This window comes from Microbulbifer sp. TYP-18, assembly GCF_040932045.1.
Lineage (GTDB): Bacteria > Pseudomonadota > Gammaproteobacteria > Pseudomonadales > Cellvibrionaceae > Microbulbifer.
Genome location: NZ_JBFRBC010000022.1, coordinates 37,340 through 55,772, shown reverse-complemented (window position 1 = coordinate 55,772; position 18,433 = coordinate 37,340). Strand labels below are relative to the sequence as shown.

The 18,433-nt window shown below is 58.3% G+C and carries 15 protein-coding genes; 6 read left to right on the top strand and 9 right to left on the bottom strand.

Going from position 1 to position 18,433, the window contains the following annotated elements; translation table 11 throughout:
- Positions 1-296 precede the first annotated feature (296 nt).
- Together ABVT36_RS15565 and ABVT36_RS15560 are read right to left on the bottom strand one after the other, a co-directional pair.
- Positions 297-701 (bottom strand): globin, encoded by a 405-nt coding sequence (locus ABVT36_RS15565; RefSeq protein ID WP_367152131.1) that lies wholly within the window; start codon positions 699-701, stop codon positions 297-299.
- A gap of 263 nt (positions 702-964) precedes the next feature.
- Complete coding sequence (locus ABVT36_RS15560; protein ID WP_368457361.1) at positions 965-1,756, bottom strand: alpha/beta hydrolase family protein; 792 nt, start codon at positions 1,754-1,756, stop codon at positions 965-967.
- A 275-nt stretch (positions 1,757-2,031) separates the two neighbouring features.
- On the opposite strand from ABVT36_RS15560, the gene ABVT36_RS15555 reads away from it, so the two are divergent.
- From ABVT36_RS15555 to ABVT36_RS15545, 3 genes are all read left to right on the top strand, one after another.
- Positions 2,032-3,195, top strand: a complete 1,164-nt coding sequence (locus tag ABVT36_RS15555) for a phosphoglycerate kinase (RefSeq protein ID WP_368457360.1) — start codon at positions 2,032-2,034, stop codon at positions 3,193-3,195.
- Between the two features lie 140 nt (positions 3,196-3,335).
- Positions 3,336-4,400: a class II fructose-bisphosphate aldolase gene (gene fba / locus ABVT36_RS15550; protein WP_367152128.1), complete on the top strand. Its 1,065-nt coding sequence runs from the start codon at positions 3,336-3,338 to the stop codon at positions 4,398-4,400.
- A 108-nt stretch (positions 4,401-4,508) separates the two neighbouring features.
- Positions 4,509-5,483 carry an alpha/beta hydrolase gene (locus ABVT36_RS15545; protein WP_368457359.1) on the top strand — a complete coding sequence of 325 codons (975 nt, stop codon included), beginning with the start codon at positions 4,509-4,511 and terminating at the stop codon, positions 5,481-5,483.
- A gap of 16 nt (positions 5,484-5,499) precedes the next feature.
- Here ABVT36_RS15545 and ABVT36_RS15540 read toward each other — a convergent pair whose 3' ends face one another.
- The 3 genes from ABVT36_RS15540 to ABVT36_RS15530 all read right to left on the bottom strand — a co-directional run bounded on the left by ABVT36_RS15540 (position 5,500) and on the right by ABVT36_RS15530 (position 8,328).
- Entirely contained in the window at positions 5,500-6,348 is an 849-nt protein-coding gene (locus ABVT36_RS15540; protein WP_368457358.1) for a DUF2306 domain-containing protein, read from the bottom strand.
- Positions 6,349-6,487: 139 nt separating this feature from the next.
- Entirely contained in the window at positions 6,488-7,261 is a 774-nt protein-coding gene (locus ABVT36_RS15535; protein ID WP_368457357.1) for a LytR/AlgR family response regulator transcription factor, read from the bottom strand.
- Entirely contained in the window at positions 7,258-8,328 is a 1,071-nt protein-coding gene (locus tag ABVT36_RS15530) for a sensor histidine kinase (RefSeq protein ID WP_368457356.1), read from the bottom strand. The genes ABVT36_RS15535 and ABVT36_RS15530 overlap by 4 nt, the downstream gene beginning before the upstream one ends.
- Positions 8,329-9,097: 769 nt before the next feature.
- Here ABVT36_RS15530 and ABVT36_RS15525 point away from each other — a divergent pair.
- Together ABVT36_RS15525 and speB (ABVT36_RS15520) are read left to right on the top strand one after the other, a co-directional pair.
- Entirely contained in the window at positions 9,098-9,910 is an 813-nt protein-coding gene (locus ABVT36_RS15525; RefSeq protein WP_368457355.1) for a response regulator transcription factor, read from the top strand.
- A 58-nt stretch (positions 9,911-9,968) separates the two neighbouring features.
- Entirely contained in the window at positions 9,969-10,919 is a 951-nt protein-coding gene (gene speB / locus ABVT36_RS15520) for an agmatinase (RefSeq protein WP_368457354.1), read from the top strand.
- A gap of 77 nt (positions 10,920-10,996) precedes the next feature.
- Here speB (ABVT36_RS15520) and speB (ABVT36_RS15515) read toward each other — a convergent pair whose 3' ends face one another.
- From speB (ABVT36_RS15515) to ABVT36_RS15500, 4 genes are all read right to left on the bottom strand, one after another.
- A complete protein-coding gene (gene speB, locus ABVT36_RS15515) occupies positions 10,997-11,953 on the bottom strand; it encodes an agmatinase (protein WP_368457353.1) in 957 nt (318 codons plus the stop codon).
- A gap of 38 nt (positions 11,954-11,991) precedes the next feature.
- Positions 11,992-13,419, bottom strand: coding sequence for an aldehyde dehydrogenase family protein (locus ABVT36_RS15510; RefSeq protein ID WP_368457352.1), 1,428 nt, complete (start codon positions 13,417-13,419; stop codon positions 11,992-11,994).
- Positions 13,420-13,429: 10 nt separating this feature from the next.
- Positions 13,430-14,821 carry an aminotransferase gene (locus ABVT36_RS15505; RefSeq protein ID WP_368457351.1) on the bottom strand — a complete coding sequence of 464 codons (1,392 nt, stop codon included), beginning with the start codon at positions 14,819-14,821 and terminating at the stop codon, positions 13,430-13,432.
- A gap of 193 nt (positions 14,822-15,014) precedes the next feature.
- Positions 15,015-17,300, bottom strand: coding sequence for a TonB-dependent receptor (locus ABVT36_RS15500; protein ID WP_368457350.1), 2,286 nt, complete (start codon positions 17,298-17,300; stop codon positions 15,015-15,017).
- Positions 17,301-17,599: 299 nt separating this feature from the next.
- Here ABVT36_RS15500 and ABVT36_RS15495 point away from each other — a divergent pair, with 299 nt between their 5' ends.
- Positions 17,600-18,424 carry a helix-turn-helix transcriptional regulator gene (locus ABVT36_RS15495; RefSeq protein WP_368457349.1) on the top strand — a complete coding sequence of 275 codons (825 nt, stop codon included), beginning with the start codon at positions 17,600-17,602 and terminating at the stop codon, positions 18,422-18,424.
- Positions 18,425-18,433 lie beyond the last annotated feature (9 nt).

The window sequence follows — 18,433 nt, the reverse complement described above, 5'->3', positions numbered from 1 at the left end:
GGTCTTTATTGCCGGCAGTTACCGGAAACTGTGATGCCGGGGCTGGCTTTTTTGTCAGTTGCAAAGCGGGGCTGTGGCCAGTTGTGCCGGAACTTTATACCTTTTGCCCGGGGTGCTGGCAAATGGAGGCGCCTGCCCGGCAGTGTGCGTTGGTCCAGTTGTGGGGCCGGGCTGGCGGGTTCAACCGGCCCGCCGGGTGAATACCAGGGTACGGCACGCCTCCGCAACAGCAGCGGCGAGCCCTGCAAGGCTCACTCAATAGGCGCCCTAACTGCGGGGGCAGGGGCCGGGCGGTCTCAGTAGGCATCGCGGATCAGGTCGATGCCCGGTTGAATAGCGCGACGCCAGGAGACTTCTGTGGCTTCGGTAAATTCCGGGTCGTGCTTGCGCAGTGTCTGGATCAGGGCCTCCAGCCAGAGCCCATACCACTGGGGGTGGATATTGTAGCCGCTGCGGGAGTGACTCTCGCCCAGTGCGCGCAGTTTGGTGTCGGGCATGCCGCGTGCATGCAGCACCAGTTGCATGATGCCATTGCGCAGCAGGTGGCGTTGGTTGGCCATGTTGGTATCGACAAACTGAGCGCGGATTTCCGCTGAGCTGCCCATAAAGCAGTCGTAAAAGTCCACAAAAAACAATTCCTTGTTACAGCAGCGACCGTAGCTTTGAAATACGATATCGCTATCGGCTGTTTCCCTCTCCATGCCTGTATCCTCTGTTCTGATTTCCGCCGGCGGTGGATTGTAGCGGCGCAGCCTGTTGCCGCAAGTCCTTTCGGTTGCCAGTAACCGGCTATTGCACAGGTACGCAACGGTACTTTGAGTCCCATGAGGACAAGCCAGAGCAGCAATGCAGAAGCCTGCACAGCGTTGCGGCTAGCGAAGGGGGTTACCGGCCCTGACACTGCAACCATGACCGGGGGAAGTTGCGTCGCGGTGCAGCTCCATATTGGCCTGCAATTTTGCCGTCAGCGCCCATCCGGTAGCCGGGGAATATAGCGGCTGGCCCAGGCGACCAGTGTGTCCGCCACATAGTCCGCATCCTCCTTGCGGGTCAGCAGGTGGTCGGCGTGATCGAGGCTGATGAAGCTTTTTGGGTGCAGGGCGAGGTTGTAGATCTCGGCCGCTTCGTCAATGGACACGGTTTGGTCGACCGGTGAGTGATAAATCAGCAGCGGTCGCCGCAGCTCGTGGATGTAATTTTTCTTGAGCGCGTCCAGGTCGTCCAAGAACTGTTTTTTGATCGTAAAGGGGCGCCCCGCCAGCTCGACCTCCGCCTGGCCCTGGGTCTGGATGGTATCCAGGGCGCAGGCAAACTGTTTGATCACATGGTTGGGGTAGGCGGGTGCGGCGATGGTGGCGACTGCCCTGGCCTCGGGGATCTCCGCCGCCGCTGCCAGCACAGCTGCACCCCCGAGGCTGTGGCCGATCAGCAGGTCCGGGGCATGACCGCTCTCCGCCAAGTAGTGCGCCGCGCTGATAAGATCCTCCACATTGGTGGAGAAGTTGGTCTGGCTGAAATCCCCCTCGCTGTCCCCCAGGCCGGTGAAGTCGAAACGCAGCACCGCGTAACCCTGGTCCGCAAGGTGGCGGGCGATGCGGGCGGCGGCCACCACATCCTTCCCACAGGTGAAACAGTGTGCAAAGAGGACCTGGCCGCGGATCTCGCCCGCCGGTGCCTCGACAATGCCGGCCAGAGTCTGGCCGCGGCTGCCGCTGAAATTGACTTTTTCCCGCCGCCGGCGGTTACTGCTTTCCATCTTCGTCTATTCACTCCGGAGGCTGTTGGGGGGGGCTCTATGGTAGGCGGCGTCCGGAGGGCCGGCAACCACAGGCGGAGACTCCCTGCATGGCAGGCCACCCCGCTGCCCCGCGCCACAGGGTGGCTGTCGTAATTCAACTACACAAAGGCTTGGTATACTCCGCGCCGCTTGGTGGGCGCTGGCGGGCTTGCGGCTTATAATCCGCGCCTGTTCCCATGGGTGCCTGGCGCCCGTATTTCACACAGAGCAGTGACTGGCAGAGAGGGTTGGCTATGGCGGTTAAACTGATGACGGATTTGGACCTGGCGGGCAAGCGGGTACTGATTCGCGAGGATCTGAATGTGCCGGTGAAAAATGGCGAGGTTACTTCCGACGCCCGTATTCGCGCCGCACTGCCCAGCATCCAGGCCGCTATCGATGCCGGCGCCAAAGTGCTGCTGATGTCCCACCTGGGTCGGCCCAGCGAGGGAAAATACGCCGACGAGTTTTCCCTGGCGCCGGTGGCGGCGCACCTTAGCGGTCTGCTCGGCCTGGATGTACAGCTGGTCGGCGATTGGCGCAATGGTGTCGAGCTGGCCAACAGCCAGGTGGCACTGCTGGAAAATGTGCGTTTCAACCCGGGCGAGCAGAAAGATGATCCGGAACTGGCCAAGGCCTATGCCGCCCTGTGCGATATTTTCGTGATGGATGCGTTTGGCACTGCACACCGGGCCCAGGCATCCACTCACGGTGTGGCCCGCTATGCGCCGGTTGCCTGTGCAGGTCCGCTCCTGGCGGCTGAGCTGGAGGCTCTGCAGCGGGCGCTGGCGGAGCCGGCGCGGCCCCTGGTGGCCATAGTCGGCGGTTCCAAGGTGTCCACCAAACTCACGGTGCTGGAAAGTCTGTCCGCCAAGGTGGACCGTCTGATCGTCGGCGGCGGCATCGCCAATACGTTCCTGGCGGCCAGCGGCAGGGCGGTGGGTAAATCCCTGTGCGAACACGAGCTGGTGGATACGGCCAGGGCACTGATGGAAAAATGTGCTATTCCGCTGCCGGTGGACGTGGTCACCGGCCGGGTGTTCAGCGAGTCCGCCGCCGCGGAAACCAAGTCTGCCGAGGATGTGCAGGCGGACGACATGATCTTCGATATCGGCCCCCAGTCCTCTGAGCAGCTGGCAGAAATCCTGCGCGAGGCGGGGACCATTATCTGGAATGGCCCTGTGGGGGTGTTCGAGTTCGATCAATTTGGTGGCGGCACTGAGCGGCTGTCCCGGGCCATAGCCGACAGCGCGGCTTTTTCCATTGCCGGAGGCGGTGATACCCTCGCCGCGGTAGACAAATACGGTATCGCCGGCAAGGTTTCCTATATCTCCACCGGGGGTGGCGCCTTCCTCGAGTATGTGGAGGGCAAGCCCCTGCCCGCGGTGGCGATGCTGGAATCCCGCGCTGACAGCTAGTGGGCCGCAAAGCCGGATAGAGAGAAGTCAGGCAAGGTTTTTTCAGTACTGGGGGCCCCTGGCCTCTAGCAGAGAAGGTGCTTCGCCCCCGGCGGGGAGCGCCAGTCAAATCGACCAGTTAAATAACGAAGGTATTGTTCATGGCCCTTATCAGCTTGCGTCAACTGCTGGATCACGCTGCCGAGCACGATTACGGCGTGCCCGCGTTCAACGTCAACAACCTGGAGCAGATGCGCGCGATCATGGAGGCCGCCAGGCAGACCGACTCGCCGGTGATCGTACAGGCCTCCGCCGGGGCACGGAAATATGCCGGTGCGCCTTTCCTGCGCCACCTGATCCTGGCCGCGATTGAGGAGTTCCCGGAGATTCCAGTGGTGATGCATCAGGACCACGGCACCAGCCCCGCTGTTTGCCAGCGCTCCATTCAACTGGGTTTTAGCTCGGTGATGATGGACGGGTCACTGCAAGAGGACGGCAAGACGCCGGCCTCCTACGAGTACAACGTCGATGTGACCCAGCGCGCAGTGGCCATGTCCCACGCCTGTGGTGTATCGGTGGAGGGCGAACTGGGTTGCCTGGGCTCCCTGGAAACCGGTATGGCGGGGGAGGAGGATGGTGTCGGTGCGGAGGGCAAACTGTCCAAGGAGCAATTGCTCACCGACCCGGAGGAGGCCGCCGACTTTGTGCGCAAGACCAGGGTAGATGCACTGGCCATCGCCTGCGGCACCAGCCACGGCGCCTACAAGTTCACCCGTCCACCCACCGGTGACATCCTCGCCATAGACCGCATCAAGGCCATTCACGCACGCATTCCCAGCACCCACCTGGTGATGCACGGCTCATCGTCGGTGCCGCAGGAGTGGCTGGCGGTGATCAATGAGTTCGGCGGTGAGATAGCGGAGACTTACGGTGTGCCGGTGGAGCAGATTTGCGAGGGAATCAAGCACGGTGTGCGCAAGGTGAATATCGACACGGATCTGCGCCTGGCTTCCACCGGCGCTACCCGGCGCTTCCTGGCCCAGAATCCATCCGAGTTCGATCCGCGCAAATTCTACCAGGTAGCGCTCAACGCTATGCGGGACATCTGTGTGGCCCGCTATGAGGCCTTCGGCACCGCCGGTAATGCCAGCCGGATTCGCCCCCTGAGCCTGGAGGCAATGTCGCGGCGGTATGAGGCCGGGGAACTGGAGCCACAGGTCAAGTAGCCACAACAACCCCGGCGGTGACGCGGCCAGAACTTTTGGCGCCGCCGGCCGCCGCGGGCATAGGTCCAGCTGCGCAAAAAAATGCAGTAACATGGAACTATGGATCTAATGCAAGAGTTTTCCAGTCTGCCGCACAGCCCGGTGATCCGGCGGCCGGACTATTCGGCCCTGCGTGAACAGCTGCCGGACCTGGACTTTTGCGGCGACGAGCCCCTGCCGCCGGCGCTGGAGGATTACCGCAATTTTTACCACCTGCAGTTTCCCCTGGCCCATAAGACCGGGGTGGGGACCTTTGTCGCGTCCGGTTTCCAGCTGGTGTCCCAATACTGGCTGGTGGAAAAGCCTCGGGGTACCCTGTTTATCTGCCACGGCTATTTCGATCACACCGGTATTTATGGCCCGGCCATCCGTTTTGGGCTGGAGCGCAACCTGAATGTGGTGGTTTTCGATTTTCCCGGACACGGGTTATCCAGTGGCGAGCGAGTGGCTATAGATACCTTCCTGCAGTACCGCCAGGTACTCCACACACTGCTGCGTATTGCCGCAGACAAGCTGCCCGGTCCCTGGCACGCGCTTGGCCAGAGTACCGGCGGTGCGGCGCTGCTCGCCTATCTCCAGTACAGCCGCTGGCAGCCGTTTGACAAGGTGTTTTTGCTGGCTCCGCTGGTGCGCCCGGCGCGCTGGCACCTGCGCAAGTGGATCTACTACCTGGGTCGGTTGTTTCTACTGGCCCCCAATCGCGGTTTCAATATCAACACGCACGATGCGGAATTCGCCCGCCGCCAGGCGCATCGGGACCCGCTGCAGTCGCCGGTGATTTCCATGCGCTGGCTGGGGGCCCTGGTGGACTGGCTGGAAACCTTCCCGCAGACGGCGGTGAACAGGAAACCGATTCTGGTGGTACAGGGCACCGGGGACGAGACAGTTTCCTGGCGATACAATATGCGTGCGATTCGCTCGCGCTTCCCCAACAGCCGGCGGGTGATCATACGCGGTGCCCGCCACCAGATGATCAACGAAACCCAGCCCTACCGGCACCGGATACTGGTGGCCCTGGACCAGTGGTTGAACGCCTGCGATTGACAAGTTCGCAATCAGCTCAGGCGGTCAAGCGCGGCAGCCACAGCATCATTGCCGCGGCGAAAATACCTGTGGCGGTGATCAGCGTAAACAGGCCCAGGCAGGCGCTCATGGATAGGCGGGCATAGCTGCTGTGACTGTCGCCTGCGCGAAAGTAAGCTTCCAGCAGCGCCAGCGGCAGCAGGTATTGCGCGAAACCCAGGAAGACCACAAAGGGGCCGGTCAGCGTCTTGGGGTCGAAACCCACCGGGCCCTGGTTGACCAGTAGCCAGAAGGTCAGGCCCACGCGAAAAAACCACACGCCACTCACCACCAGAAACAGGCGCAGAGCCCAGCGTTTGTGCTGCTCAAAGCGTTTGCCGCGCGCGAAATGCAAGGCGGCTGCGGCACAGGCGAGGATCAGCAGGGCGTTGATGGAGATGGCAACATCCTGAATTGGGCTGCCTTTGGGTGATTCCCTGCTCCAGACCAGGTAGAGCCCACCGAGGCTCATGATGACCGCGGAGAGCAGATAGAAACGGCCGTTCCAGCGGTGGAAACGGGGCCAGCGGCGGCGCACCTGGGGCGCAAGCTGCAGCGCGGCGCCGGCGATAATAAAGACGGTGAACAGCAGGTGCAGACCCAACACCAGGTTGCCGATCAGATCCCCCTCCACATAGCCCACCGGCAGCACCTGATTCCAGCGCTGCCAGTCACCGGTCACTGCCGTTCGCAGATAAAACCCCACCACATAGGCCGCCAACATTAACTGGCCGATGAACGCCAGGGTCAGCCAGGTGGCTCCGGCGCTGTGTAGTAACTTGAGGCCGCCGTCACCGGCATGTCTGGTCGCGGGCCGGGCGGCCCCTGTGACTGCAGTGCTCATCATTCCCCCTGGTGTTTTTCCTTGATCCACACAACTTAAGTGCGGCTTGCCGCTACGGCTAGAGGGGAGGTGATGGGCTGCGGATAGAGTGCCGCCAATGGCGATATGGGTGGCTGAACGGTGTCTTGGATGGGGGCAGATACTACATCTGGCGGAACAAATGCAGATAACGCCGGCTGACCGGCAGCGTTTCTGACCGGTGCCGCAGATGGATTCGGGCGGTGTCACCCTTGCGCACCAGGTGGCTGACCGCGTGTAGGTTGACTACAACGGAGCGGTGCACCTGTGCAAACCGCTGCGGGTCCAACTGGCCGAGTAATTCCGCCAGTGGCGTGCGGATAAGGGCTTCGCCGGCCTCACCGCCGTCTTCGCACCAGGCCACCAACGTATATTTGTCGTCCGCACGGAGGTAGTGCACATCATCTACCGGGATTAGTCGCAGTACCGAGCCGACGGATGCGCGAATCCAGCGCAGTGTTTCGGGTTTTTTGCGTTCCATCTGCGCGGCCAGCTGCTCCAGCAGCGTTCCGGTGTCAGGTGCCGGCTGCGCTGTACGCAGGCGCTCCTGCAATCGCGCGACAGTATCTGCCAGGCGGTCCATCTCCACCGGTTTGATCAGATAGTCCAGCGCGCCCTGGGCGAAAGCCTCCACCGCGTAGCTGTTGAAGGCGGTGATAAACACCAAGTGGGAGCGCCGACCGATACGGCGCGCTGTCTCCACGCCGGAGAGCCCCGGCATATGTACGTCCAGAAAGCAGATATCCGGCTGCAGGCTTTGAAATTGCGCCAGGGCCTCGCGGCCGTTGCGCGCTTCGGCCACCACCTCAAGCTCGGGCCACAGAGTGGCCAGCTGGCGGCGGAGGGACTGGCGCAGCAGTGGCTCGTCTTCGGCGATCAGGGCTTTTGCGTTGGTCACTGGGCCTCCTGTGCGGGAAATTCCATTTCCGCCAGCAGTCCCTGAGGTTCCAATGCGATGAGCCGCAATGACGCCTGGTCGCCGAAGGTCAATCGCAAGCGCTCGCGCAGGGTCGCCAGCCCAGTGCCGAGTCCTTCGGCTCCCGACTCTATGCCCGCGCCGGTATCGGCGACCTGCACCAGGCAGCGCCCATCGACCAGTCGCAGGCGCACGTCGATACGGCCGCCCGCCTCGCTCGGGTCTATGCCGTGGCGCACCGCATTTTCCACCAGTGTCAGCAGCGCCATGGGTGGGCAGTGCATGTTCTTCACCGGTGTATCGGCGGCGACGGCATACTGCAGCCGGTCCGGAATGCGCATCTGCATCAGCTCCAGGTAGGCCCGCACCAGGGACAATTCCCGGTCGAAACTGCTCTCCACCTGTTCGCGGCCCGGCACCGCCGCGCGCAGGTAGGCGATCAGACTGTCCAGCAGTGCCGGTGCCCGCGGCGATGCGGATTCCACCAGTTCGCGGACATTGGCCAGGGTGTTGAACAGGAAATGCGGTGTCACCTGTGCCTGCAACAGGCGCAGCCGGGCATCCAGTGCCTGGCGCTCCAGTTCGCCGCGCTCGCGCTCAAAGGCGCGGGCCTGGTTGCGCACCGCCGCATCCCGTTGGCGCAACAGGGCCGCCATAGCGATCCAGGGCGCGGTCAGCAGCCCACCGATAGTCAGCATCGCAAAGCCGCCCGCCCGGTGGTGATCCTGCCAGAAGGGCGGGGCGCCCGGCTCAGTGGAGCCCACGTAAATAGCCCACAGGGATATCGGGATTGAGGCGCTGACCCCCAGTACTTGCAGCACCCAGCGGGGCATCCGGCGGGGTTCCCGCGGCCATCTCTCCAGCACGCTGAATACTAGCAGGGCCACCAGCCCGGCCGACAGGATACGCAGCAGCAGGCTCGGGTATGAACTCTGCCAGGTCAGGCCCAGTGGCAGGCTCCAGATCAGCGACGCGATCAGCACGGTGCGCAGCCGGCGCCAGCTGGGCAGCAATAAGGAGGGGAATGAGAGGACTTGGCTGTTGCTCATGGGCGCAGCAGGTTTTGTTTTGCCGGTATTCTCACATATTCCGCCGGTCCCTGCGATTTGTGGTCAGTGAAACCCCCGAAGCGGGCGCTCCCACTTGTCGCTTCTTCCACCGTAATAGCAATGCATCCCCAGAGCATAGTGCCCGACATAGGCAAGCCGCTTCTCCTGGTCAGACAGCGTGGCTGCCCATAGCGGTTGCAGAGTGGAAGCGATTGATGGGGATGAGGAGGCTGTAGATGTTTTGGAAGTCAGTCTGCTGTTGAATCGATTTTGACCGGAATGAATAACGCCCTAATTTTAGTCTGTGTTGGGACAGGCTCGCCGCTTTTATTTTTGATGGACGAAATCACTCAGTTTTGCCAAATACCCAGGGATTAATGTGGCACACGGATCTGGCGCCCCCGGGCCGGAGTTCGATGCGAATCCCTGAAGTCAGGTACTTCGCATATTTGCGCAGGTTTTCAGGGGCGGCAAACCTATGGGTCAGGGGTTCACTATTGGATTTCCAGGTTAATAAATCACTTGACTAGAAAAAGAATGATCTCTTGGTAATCCACTGGCACTCATCGCAACTTAAGGTATGGGAGTAGTACCTTTATATCTGTAAAGCCAGATTCAATTTTTTCCAGATTCTTCTGCAAATAGTCTCCCCATAAGTGGTGGTGCTAGGAGGCAGCTCCCACTTGTAGCGCCTGAAAACTGCATATGGTGTTCTGCGTTGCCTGGCGCTATGCTTGGACGGATGAACAGCCCCTCTTCAGAACGTCGATTGAGTGAGATAATCCGCGCCATAGGTAGCAATGATTTTTTCCCCAGGCTGCTGGCGTGGCTGGGGATCGACACCCTGGCGAGTGATCCGCTAGCGTTGCTTTACCAGCCTGATCAGCGGCCACTTGTGTTGTATCACAATTACGGTGAAGCCTCCTATCAACATCATGTGCGCGATTATATAGATACCGGCATCTACGTACTGGATCCCTTTTATCGGGCCAGTGTCGAACAGCAAAGGCAGGGGATCGCAATGCTGAGCGATGTGGCCCCCGACGAATTCGAGCAAACCGAGTTTTTCACCCGCTACTATTTACCGCTGAAGCTGCACCATGAAATCACTATTCAGGTGCCTTTGTGCGAACAGAATTTTTTGCATTTGTCGCTGGATGCGAACGAAGGGTCCGAGGACGCTTGTCACAATGTATTGGCTGCCAGGTTGGATATTTTGACGGCACTGCTGTTCCAGCACGGACAACTGCAACTTCAGGCACTTGGATCCCAACAATTCGTAGCCCAGAGTGTGCAGCAGGCATTGAACAACTTTGGCAGCAGCCTGCTCACACCGAAAGAACAGGAGCTGGTTCGATTGATGTTACAGGGGCATTCCAATCAATCGGCCGCCGAGCGTTTGCATGTGGCCCACTCTACCGTAAAGAGTCATCGCAAGAGTATCTACCAGAAACTGGATATCACCAATCAATCGGAACTGTTTTATTTGTTCCTGGACTCATTGCCCCATCTCTCGGCGGACGCGCCGGACCCCCTGAGTCAGTATCTGGCCCCTGCCGGCCCTCCTCCGAAAGGGGGATAGGGGAAGACAGCACCTTTGATTAAACTGAGGTTTTTCGTCCTTGTAATCAGAGGTAGTCATGCCCCTCCCCACCGATTTTGCGATCACCCGTAATTCTCTGAAGGGTAGTGATGTCGAACCCACCTATGCCGGGGTTTTGAGCTTTTTACGCCGTAACTACAGTCGCAATCTCGACGGTGTGGATGTGGCCGTTACAGGTATCCCCTACGATCTGGCGGTTTCCAATCGCTCCGGCGCGCGCCTGGGGCCGAGAGCAATTCGCGCGGCATCGAGCAATCTGGCCTGGGGTTCGGTCAATCACTGGGGCTTTGATCCCTTTGATAATCTCGCCGTGGTGGACTACGGCGATTGCGGTTTCGACAGTAGTTGCCCACAGGAAATTCCGGGGATTATCGAAAACCATATCGCGCAAATTCTGCAGCAGGACACAGCGACACTGGCACTGGGCGGCGATCATTTTATCAGCTACCCGATCATCAAAGCCTATGCGAAGAAGTTTGGTCCACTGTCGCTGATTCACTTCGATGCCCACTACGACACCTGGAATGACAGTAAAGGCACCATCGATCATGGCACCATGTTCTATCACGCGGTACAGGAGGGGCTGGTGGACCCATCGCGTTCTATCCAAATTGGTATGCGCACCAGTATCGATGACACTATCGGCTTCCAGGTGCTGGACGCGCACTGGGTTCACAGCAATGGCGTGGATGCAGTAGTGGAGGCCATTCGCGCGCGTATCGGTGATCACCCCAGCTACCTTACCTTTGATATTGACTGTCTCGACCCCTGTTACGCGCCGGGTACCGGTACACCGGTTGTCGGCGGACTGAGCAGTTATCAGGCGCAGCGTATTTTACGGGGACTGGAAGGTATTAATCTGGTGGGTATGGATCAGGTGGAAGTGGCGCCCGCTTACGACCATGCGGAAATTACCGCACTGGCAGCGGCGAGTCTGGCCCTGGATATGCTCTGCCTTTACAGCAGTGCCAGACGCTCCGGCCGATAACCCTCTCTTTAATTTCCTCTTTTTGGGCCGGTTTCTGTCGCCGGCCTGCGGCAAATCCTTGTGCCGCAGGGTTAATATCAGTCACGCCTGATACAGCCGGGAAAACTGCACAACATTTCAAACATCAGGTTGGCGGCCAGCAGGGAGGTGTTGCCGCTGGTATCGTAGGGAGGGGATACCTCCACCAGGTCCGCGCCCACCAGATTGGTGCCCCAGCAGCCGCGAATAATTTCCAGCCCCTGGGAGGCTGTCAGACCTGCCGGTTCCGGTGTTCCTGTTCCCGGTGCCACTGAGGGATCCAGACCATCGATATCAAACGACAAATAGACAGGGGTGTCTTTGCCAATGCGCTGGCGGACTTCGGCCATCAATGGCTCCAGGGATTTGTACCAGCACTCTTCAGCCTGGACCACCCGCACACCCTGGTTGCGTGACCAGTCGAAATCTTCGGCGCTATAGCCGGTGGCACGCAAACCGATTTGAACCATTTTGTTGCCGTCCACCAGGCCCTCCTCCAGCGCACGGCGGAAGATGGTGCCATGACATTCCTTCTCCCCGAACATGTGATCGTTGATGTCCGCATGGGCGTCCACGTGAATCAGCGCCATGGTGCCGTGCTTTTTATGCAGTGCGCGCAATATCGGCAGCGCTATGGTGTGATCGCCGCCGACAGTGACCGGCTTGATATCGTGAGCCACCACCTGGTCATAGTAGTCTTCGATAATGCGAATCGACTCTTTCAGGTTGAAAGTATTTAACGGCACATCACCCAGATCGGCAATCTGAAAGCTGTCAAAGGGTGCTGCACGGGTGGCCATTCCATAGGGGCGCACCAATACGGATTCGTTGCGCACACTGCGCGGACCAAAGCGGGTTCCACTGCGGTTGCTGGTACCAATATCCAGGGGGACACCGATGATGGCGATATCCAGGTTGTCAGACAGGGAGGCTGACGGCAGTCGAAACATGGTGCCCGGGCCGCCAAAGCGCGGCATCTGGTTGCCGCCCAGGGGCTGATTAAACGGTTGGTTCATAATGCTTCCGTTTGCTCACTAACTCTAACAGACTGATATTAGACGGGTTGCTCGACAGGATGCTGAATGGCCTTGATTTCAAGAAACTCTTCGATGCCCAGTGGGGAAAACTCACGACCATTGCCGGATTGCTTGTAGCCCCCGAAAGGCACCTGGCAATCGAAAACCGCGCCATTTAGATAACACTGGCCGGCCCTGATCTGTTTGGCGATAGACAGCGCCTCGCTGTCACTGCCGGCGAATACCCCGGAAGATAGCCCATATGGCGTATCGTTGGCAATCGCCACGGCCTCATCGATATCGGTATAGGGGATCATACACAATACCGGGCCGAAGATTTCCTCCTGGGCAATGGCCATTCCATTGTGAACGTCGGCGAAGATCGTGGGTTGAATATAGTATCCCGCTCCATCCACCTGTGCGGCCTCGCCCCCGCAAACCAGTCTCGCGCCCTCCTGGCGACCAAGCTGGATATACTCGAGCACGCGCTGCTGTTGCTGCCGGGAGCTCAATGGCCCCATGAACGCCTGGTCGCCATACCCCAACAACAGCGACTCGGCAATCTGTTTCGCTGTGGCCACGGCTTCCTGGTAGGACCCGGAGGGCACCAGCATGCGGGTTAACGCAGTGCAGGTCTGGCCGCTGTTGAGCATCACATCCTCCACCCCGTAGCGCACTGCTGTTTTAAGATCCGCGCTGGCGGTGATAATAAACGGTGACTTGCCGCCCAGCTCCTGGGTGACGCGTTTGACCGTAGGTGCAGCGGCTTTGGCAACCTCTACACCCGCACGGGTGGAACCGGTGAAGGATATAACGTCGAGGTCCGGGTGTTGACTCAAATGGGCACCCACATTCTGACCCTTACCCGGTACCAGATTGAATACGCCAGCGGGCAGTCCGGCCTCCAGCAGAATTTCCGCCATCATATAATCCTGCAAGGGGGTCTGCTCAGACGGCTTAACCACCATAGTGCACCCGGCCGCGAGCGCGGCCCCCACCTTGCCCACAAACTGGTGTAGAGGATAATTCCAGGGATTGATAAAACCGCAGACCCCGGCGGCTTCCCGAACCACAATGGCGTTGTGCATGGGCTCTTCCCAGGCCACCGCGTCCATATGCCGGGCGAACGCACCCATGGCCTGGATGCTACCTTCGATCTGCAACCATTTAGCCACCTTCAGGGGACAGCCCATACTGTCGGACACCACCTGCGCCAATTGGTCGGCGCGGGCTTGCATGGCCTCCGCGATGGTAACCAACAGCTGTTGTCGATAGGCCACGCTGGTAATCGACCAGGCCGGGAATGCCGCTTTAGCGGCGGCCACGGCTCTATCCACATCACCGTTTGTCGCCGAAGGCACTCGAGCCACCAGCGTTTCCCTGGCGGGATTGATGACTTCCAGCCATTCGTCGCCGTCGGAGGCTACCCATTGGCCGTCAATAAAAAGCTTGTCGAGATGATTCACTGCCAGATCCCTACAACTGATAACCTTCCCGCCCAAGCTCCGCCACGGTTGCCTCAATACTGGAACGCAGGGTGTCGACAATAAAATCGATCTCGTCGCGGGTCAGATCCAACGGCGGCGACATGACATTCAGGTGGACAATCGGCCGGACAATCAGACCCTTGGTGTCGGCGATGTTGGAAATACATTTGCCGATGTCCAGCTCTTCCGGGAAAAGTTCGCAGGTTTCCTTGTTGGCCACAAATTCCACACACCACATAAAACCGCGACCGCGCACATCGCCCACTATGGGAAGATCCAGTAGGGATTTCAGGCGTTTCTCGAAGTAGGGTGCCAGCTGAGACACATTGCCGGCCAGATTTTCACGCTCCAGGATTTCAATATTTTTCAGGGCCGCAGCACAGGCAACCGGGTGACCTGAATAGGTGAAGCCATGGGCGAAGCAACGCCCGTGCCCCTCTTCACTGATAACCTGGTGAATCCTGTCGGAATAGATGGTTGCACCCAGCGGTTGATAACCGGAAGTGAGGCCCTTGGCGCAGATAATGATGTCCGGCTGAATACCGAATGCGTCTTGCGAGGCAAACCAGTGGCCCAGGCGGCCAAAGGCGGTCACCACTTCATCGGAGACATAGAGGATGTCGTATTTTTTGCAAAGCTCCCAGGTGCGTTGGTGATACCCCTGTGGTGGCACAATCACGCCACCGGCACCTAGTATGGGTTCGGCGAAAAAAGCGGCGACTTTGTCTGCACCACCCAATTCAGTGATTTTGTCTTCCAGCTCCTGAATCAGACCGTCGAGAAACTCCGCTTCGGTTTTACCACTGGTATCACCGTAAAACTTCGGTGCCGAAACGTGATGAATAGTATCGGTTATGTAGTCGAATTCCGGTGGATGGTCCCCTGCTTTGCCACCGATGGACATAGCCGCGAAGGTGGAACCATGGTAGGCCGACTTGCGGGAAATAATGTGCTTTTTGTGGTGCTTGCCGCGGCAGTTCTGGTAGTAGTGAATCAGGCGGAAAGCTGTGTCCACGGCGGTGGAACCGCCGCAGCTGTAAAAAACATGGTCCAGATCACCCGGGGCCAGTGAGGCAAGCTTTTCTGCCAGCAGGGTCGCCGGCACATTGGTCAGATCCACAAACGGGCTGGAATAGGACATCCGGCGAACCTGTTCCGCAATGGCCTCTGCCATTTCTTCGCGACCCGTGCCGATGTTGTTGCACCAGAGGCCCCCGACCGCATCCAGATAACGGTTGTTGTCAGTATCGTAAATATAACAGCCTTCCGCGCGCCCTATGGGGAGGGCGCCCTGGTGGTTATACACATCAAACACCGTCCAGGGATGAGTGAAGTGCGCCTTGTCTTTCTCCACTAATTCTTTGGTGTTGTAATCACTCATAATATCTCTCTGAGCTTTTAAATCATGGCAACCAGTATGGAGGTCTTTCGGTTGTGGAGGTATCCCACTTAAAGGGGAGCATCAGGGTGGTTGGATTCCAGAAAAGGGCGACCCGGGCCGCCCCACAATCTCCACTGTAATTAACCCCGCTGTTTATTTGCCTGCCTGCCGGGTTAATGGCTTGTGGGTCCAATTAAAAGAAGCTGTATTTAACACTTGCCCCATAGGTGGTTGGCTGCTGGCGATAGACCGTGCGACCCGCAAAACCGGTGAAGGCATAAGTCACAGAATCATTGTCCTGGAGGTTACGCCCCCAGAGACTAAAGCTCAGGTCTTCATCCACATGAATCAGGGAAACACGCACACCCAGGTCTTCAACTGGTCCGTACTCGGCGTTGCTGTCAGCCAGTTGAGCAAACTGGCTGTCGGCCCAACTGTAGCTGGTTTGCAGACGCAGGCTCCAATCGCTGCTCACCGGTGTTTCGTAAGCCACTAAACCATTGTAGCTCCACTCCGGAGCCTGCGACAGCGGAGTACCGGCGGTTAATCCGGCACCCAGCGCATCGATAAAACCTGTGCTGTTGACAATCGCCATATCGTTCACACTCGGGTCGGGATTGATACCGCGCAGCTCATCGATTCCCGGTGCTTTGGTCACTTCGGCATCCAGGTAGGCGACGCCCGCCTGGATGGTGAGGGAATCCGTAGGCAACCAGTGGATGTCCAGCTCAAAACCGCGGGTTTCGGATTCCGGAATGCTGGCCAGGGTGGTATCCAATACCGGTACACCCAGCAGCTCACTGAATTCATCGGAGGTGAAGGTAAACAGGGACTGACGATTTTCGTATTCCAGCATAAACACAGCGCCGTTGAGCTGTAGGCTGCTGTCGAACAGGCTCCACTTAAAGCCCGCCTCGTAAGCCAGCACATCTTCCGGCTCGATGTAGCTCCAGGCATCGCTGTCCACTACCGCGGCCCCATAGTAGACGCCGCTTTTATAGCTGGTGGAAACACTGCCGTAGACCATCAGATTGTCAGTGGCGTCCCAGTCCAGGCCGATTTTTCCGGTAAGTGCGTCTTCGTCGTGGCTTTCGTCCAGTGAAACAATGGGAAAAATCTCCCCAAAGCTGAGGTTGGTGTCCTCACCTTTAAAAGCGCGCTGGTCATAGGAGTAGCGCAGGCCCACAATCAGGCTTGTGGTATCGGTAATACTGGTTTCAGTGTGCAGGTAGAAGCCGTAGGAATCGGTTTCCTGTTCATAGTCGGAAATAAACTGGTCCAGCTCAAAGGCACTGATATCTGCCGGATTGAGCACACCATTGGCTACGGAGTCGGTGACCAGGAAGGAGTCATCGAAGATATCGACGGCATCAACCAGCTCGTTGGAAATATTCACGCCAGCCACCCAGGTAAAACCCCCGCTGCTATTGGACACCAGGCGAAATTCCTGTGCCCATTGAGCCAGGTCGTTATCCTGCAGCAGAGTGGTGGTGGAGGCGGCTGTGCCATCGTAATTGTCCACGATGTCCCGGCGGTAGCTGTCCCAGGAACTGATAGACACAAAGTCGAAATACTCGAAACTGTAGTTCAGGGTCAGCGCTATGCCACTGCCTCTCTCGTCGCGATCCACGTCCAGGTTGCCAACACTGACTTTGCGCGGATCATCGGGGGAATTAAGCACATTAAAATCCGGCAGCAGCAGGGCATCCCCAATACCTTCGCTGTCGGGAGACAAGGGTTTGGATTTGTCCTGGTTGTAGTAGACGCGCAGATTTCCATCGCCGTTATCACCAAAGTCGAAACCCAGCTGTCCGCGAATGGCAAACCGATCCTGCAGGCCAAATTCCTCCCCGGTCACCTCGTCCTGCTGCCAGCCGTCCTGGGATTTGACATAGTTGATGCTGAGACGGCCGCGAACACTGTCGCTCAGAGCGTTGGACACTGCGGAGGTGACTTCCAGCGTATTGAAGCTGCTGTAATCCGCTTCCAGGTAGGCTTCCAATGTATCTGTGGGTTTATTGGTAATAAAGTTGATGGCACCGCCGGTGGTGTTTTTACCGTAGAGGGTACCCTGCGGGCCTTTGAGAACTTCAACCCGCTGGATATCAAACAGTTGCCCACCCAGGTAAGCGGGGCTGCTGGCAAAGACTTCATCCGTATAGACGCCTACACCGCTGGAATTGTTTGCACTGAAGTCGTCGAGCCCTATACCGCGTATTGCGAATATAGGTGTTCCCCCGGAGGTGGAGTTTACTGCAACCAGGCCCGGTGTCTGGCCACCCAGGTCCACAGCAGAATCAATACCCGCCTGTTGCAACTGATCGCCGGAAAACGCACTGGCGGAAACCCCTATGTCATTGACAGACTCAGCCCGTTTTTGGGCGGTGACCATGACCTCTTCAATTTGGGCGGCCAGGACGGATGGGGAACAGATGGCCAGAGCGGTGCTGACCGCTGCCAGGTTGTAACGCGGGTTCATATTCTTCTCCTTAAAACCTGAATTTTTGTTTATTGGCCGATTTTCCCGCTGGAAAAACGCTAGCAGATGAATTGAAAAGCCCAGGCCCTGCTGTCACCGGAAATCAGCCGGTAGGGGTCTGGGGAATCAGTCAATTGCACCTGGTCGAAGTTGTTTTTTTCCCGTGACATCCAATTAGACTTGGAGGCGCTTCTTGCTCACCAGGTTAATCATTGCTATGGTTTTTTCGTTTTGCTGACTATTACAGCTTTCCCACTTTCTGTAGATCCCCCAAAGGGGGGACATCCTGGAGCTGACTTTTGCCCATCCTCGACGCAGCCTGGTCTCGAACCCTGGCCGGCATCATCGATAAGGATTTCAATAACGAAGCCATCGGCGAACTGCTCAGGGAATTGGAACAACTGCTGGACAGCAGTCCCGGTATGGTGCTGCGTTATCCCAAGGGTCGGGGCGCCCAGGTGACTCACGATCGATTACAGGCGGATGAGAACAGGTCCCACCATGTTGCCCTTTATGAGAACGCGGCCTATGTCCTCGATCCCTACTACCGTTCGGCCATTGATCGGGGGGTTGAAGGGGTATTCAGTCTCAGCGATGTGGCGCCAGCCGGATTTGAACAATCGGAATACTTCAGTCTCTATTACCAGCAAACCGGCCTGATCGACGAGATTTGTTATCTGTTTAAAGACAGTCAGGGCACGCTGGTCAGCGTTTCACTGGCCCGTCGCCAGAGCACCCGGGTTTTCTCCGCTGCGGATTTGCGAAACCTGAAAACTATCGAGCCGGTTGTTCGTAGTATTTTGTTGCGGTGGTCGCAGGCCCAGAGTCACGACAACAATAATTTTGAGGAACATCTGGACCAGGCTCTGCAGAATTTCGGCCAATCCATCCTGACGCCAAAGGAGTGCGACATTGTTTACCTCCTGCTGCATGGACATTCAATGAGGTCCGTTGCGCAAAAGCTCGACAACAGTCAGGAGACCATCAAACACCACCGCAAAAACATTTACCAAAAACTGGATATCAGCTCTCAGTCGGAGCTGTTCTATCTCTTTATCGACTCTGTCCGCACCAACGCGGGGCACAGGGGCACGGATCCGCTGGAACACTACTTTCAGGCATAGGGCTTAGGC